Source organism: Agromyces sp. P1_H4 (assembly GCF_056405255.1).
Genome location: NZ_JBFUCL010000393.1, coordinates 1 through 3,219 on the forward strand (window position 1 = coordinate 1; position 3,219 = coordinate 3,219).

3 protein-coding genes and 1 pseudogene are annotated in these 3,219 nt (G+C 71.8%); 3 read left to right on the forward strand and 1 reads right to left on the reverse strand.

The features are described from left to right. Positions 1–648 (forward strand): annotated as a pseudogene (locus AC1DY2_RS17720) (1-pyrroline-5-carboxylate dehydrogenase); the annotation flags it as partial. Between the two features lie 40 nt (positions 649–688). Here the strand turns inward: AC1DY2_RS17720 and AC1DY2_RS17725 are convergent. Then, a complete protein-coding gene (locus tag AC1DY2_RS17725) occupies positions 689–1,168 on the reverse strand; it encodes an ATP-dependent zinc protease family protein (protein WP_476763605.1) in 480 nt (159 codons plus the stop codon). Positions 1,169–1,194: 26 nt separating this feature from the next. Here AC1DY2_RS17725 and AC1DY2_RS17730 point away from each other — a divergent pair, with 26 nt between their 5' ends. Together AC1DY2_RS17730 and AC1DY2_RS17735 are read left to right on the forward strand one after the other, a co-directional pair. Further along, positions 1,195–2,388 (forward strand): RimK family alpha-L-glutamate ligase, encoded by a 1,194-nt coding sequence (locus AC1DY2_RS17730; protein WP_476763606.1) that lies wholly within the window; start codon positions 1,195–1,197, stop codon positions 2,386–2,388. A 120-nt stretch (positions 2,389–2,508) separates the two neighbouring features. Continuing rightward, positions 2,509–3,219 (forward strand): SLC13 family permease (locus tag AC1DY2_RS17735; RefSeq protein WP_476763607.1); only part of this gene is annotated, 711 nt, incomplete at its 3' end.

A 3,219-nucleotide genomic window follows, 5' to 3' on the forward strand; every position in this document is an offset into this window, starting at 1 on the left:
CTCGGCGAGTGGATGCCCGAGCACGGCGCCTCCTCGACCACCCTGCACCTGCGCGGCCTCGAGAAGCGGGTCTCCGAGCTCATCGAGGCGTCGCAGTCGGCGCTCGACTACGAGTCGTTCGACCTGCTGCGGCGTTCGGCCCTCTCGGACGAGGTCGCCTGGGCCGAGGAGTACGGCGCGGTGAAGGACGTCTCCGGTGTCGGCGTCGAGCGGAACCTGTTCCGCTACCGGGCCCTGCCCGTCGCCGTTCGCATCGGCGAGGCGGCGACCCTCGGCGAGGGGCTGCGCGTCATCGCCGCGGGCCTGCTCGCCAAGGCGCCGCTCACGGTGTCGACCGCGGTCGAGCTGCCGAAGGCCGTGCGCACCATCCTCGGGTCCCGCGACATCCGCGTCGTCCGCGAGGGCGATGGCGAATGGCTCGCCCGCGTCGGGAAGCAGGGCGTCGGGGCATCCCGCGTGCGCCTCGTGGGCGGCGACGCCTCGGCACTCGCCCGGGCGCTCGGCGGCACTCCGGATGTCGCGGTGTGGTCGCACCCCGTGACGCCCTCGGGCCGCGTCGAGCTGCTGCCGTTCCTGCACGAGCAGGCGATCTCGATCACGAACCACCGCTTCGGCAACCCGACGACGATCTCCGACGGCGTGATCTAGCGGCCGGTCCGCCGCGGCTGCGAGTGATGCGCCGCTCGGGCTAGCGCCCGCGGTTGAGGCGGCGCACCGGGCGCGGGGCGCGGCCCCCGAGGAACGACTCGCCGGGCGAGACGAGGAACCCGTTGCGGAGCGCCTCGCGCCCGATGAGCATGCGGAAGCCCATCTCGTCGCGGTTGGTGAGCGTGATCTCGGCGCTCATCATGCGGCCGTGCAGCGTCACGTCCATGAGTACGACGATCCGCTCCTCGGTGTGACCCGACGAGCTGCGCACCGTTCGACGGTCGTGCACGGGGCACTCGACGACCACGGCGTCCTCGTCGCTGTCCTGCCACGGCCGCACTCCGAAGCGCACCGCATCGGCGCCGTCGTCGCGCCGGAACTCCTCGACGTCGAACGCGTGCAGCGACGAGGTGCGCGCGCCGGTGTCGATCTTGGCCTTGATCCAGGGGACGCCCGCGCCGGGCAGGGTCACCCATTCGCGCCATCCGACGATGGTGCTTGAATAGGGGGGCTCTGTCACTCGACCATCTTCTCAGGGGCTCAACGATGAAACTTGCGATCCTCTCGCGCGCCCCGCAGGCGTACTCCACGCAGCGGCTGCGCACCGCCGCCCAGCAGCGCGGCCACGACGTGAAGGTGCTCAACACGCTGCGTTTCGGCATCGACCTGTCGGGCACCGAGCCCGACCTGCAATACCGCGGCCGGCGGCTGAGCGACTACGACGCCATCCTGCCGCGCATCGGCAACTCGATCACCTACTTCGGCACGGCCGTGGTGCGCCAGTTCGAGCAGATGGACGTCTACACGCCGAACACCGCGAACGGCATCACCAACGCGCGCGACAAGCTCCGCGCCAACCAGATCCTCTCGCGGCACAACATCGGCATGCCGGCGACCGCCTTCGTGCGCAACCGCGCCGACGTGCGCCCTGCGATCGAGCAGGTCGGCGGCGCGCCCGTCGTCATCAAGCTCCTCGAGGGCACGCAGGGCATCGGCGTCATCCTGGCTCCCGAGGTGAAGGTCGCCGAGGCCATCATCGAGACCCTGCACTCCACGAAGCAGAACGTGCTCATCCAGCGGTTCATCAAGGAGAGCCGTGGCCGCGACATCCGTGCCCTCGTGGTCGGCGATCGTGTCGTCGCCGCCATGCGGCGGGTGGCCAGCGGCGACGAGTTCCGCTCGAACGTGCACCGCGGCGGCACCGTCGAGCCGGTCGAGCTCGCGCCCGAGTACGAGCAGGCGGCGGTGCGCTCGGCGCAGATCATGGGCCTGAAGGTCGCGGGCGTCGACATGCTCGAGGGCAACGAGGGGCCGCTCGTCATGGAGGTCAACTCGTCGCCGGGCCTGCAGGGCATCGAGACGGCCACCAAGCTCGACGTCGCGGGCGCCATCATCGACTACATCGCGAACCAGGTGGCGTTCCCCGAGATCGACGTGCGCCAGCGGCTCACCGTCTCGACGGGCTACGGCGTCGCCGAGCTCCTMGTGCACGGCAACGCCGACCTCGTGGGCACGACCCTCGGCGAGTCGGGCCTGTGGGAGCGCGACATCACGGTGCTCACGCTCCACCGCGGCACGACCGTCATCCCCAACCCGCGCAAGGGCGTGGTGCTCGAGGGCGAGGACCGGCTGCTCTGCTTCGGCCGCCTCGAGGAGATGCGCTCGATGATCCCCGAGCGGCGGCGGCGTCGGGCGAAGGTGCGCAAGCTCCCGAAGGAGCCGATCCCCGAGGCGAGCTGACGGCCCGGGCCAGCGGATGCCGCGATCGAGCGGACCCGCGGGCGGCCGACGGGAGTCGAGCGGATGCCGCKGGTCGGCGCCTCGTCGTCGAGCGGCCGCTGCCCGAGGTAACGTCGTGCGGTGCGCATCGCGATCGTCGGGGGAGTGCTGCTGGCGGTCGGGGCCGTGGCGGCGCTCGCCGGCGTGCTCACGCCCGAGGCGATCGCCGAGCTCGCCGCGCGCGTGCTGCCGATCCTCGGGTTCGTGGTGGCGGTCACCGTCGTGGCCGAGCTCGCCGCCGAGGCCGGCCTCTTCCGGGTGATCGCCGAGCGGCTCGCCGCGCTCGCCCGGGGTCGTGCGATCGTGCTCTGGCTGCTCGTGCTGGTGCTCGCGACGGCCTCGACGATCTTCCTCTCGCTCGACACCACGGCCGTGCTGCTCACACCGGTCGTCGTGGCGCTCGCGGCGCATGCACGTATCTCGCCGATCCCGTTCGCGCTCACCACGGTGTGGATCGCGAACACGGGCTCCCTGCTGCTGCCCGTCTCGAACCTGACGAACCTGCTCGCCGCGGAACAGCTCGGCCTGCATCCGGTGCAGTTCGCCGCGCTGGCCGCCGCGCCCGCGGCGGTGGCGATCGCCGTCACCGCCCTCGTCATCTTCGCGACGCGGCCGCGACAGCTGCTCGCCCGGTTCGAGCCAGAGACGGCGAGCCCACCCGACGACCGCGTGCTCTTCTGGGTCGCCGTGGCCACGCTCGCGCTGCTCGTGCCGCTGCTCGTCTCGGGTGTCGAGGTCTGGATCCCCGCGACCGTCGCCGCGGTCGTGCTCGTGATCGCGTTCGCCCTGCGG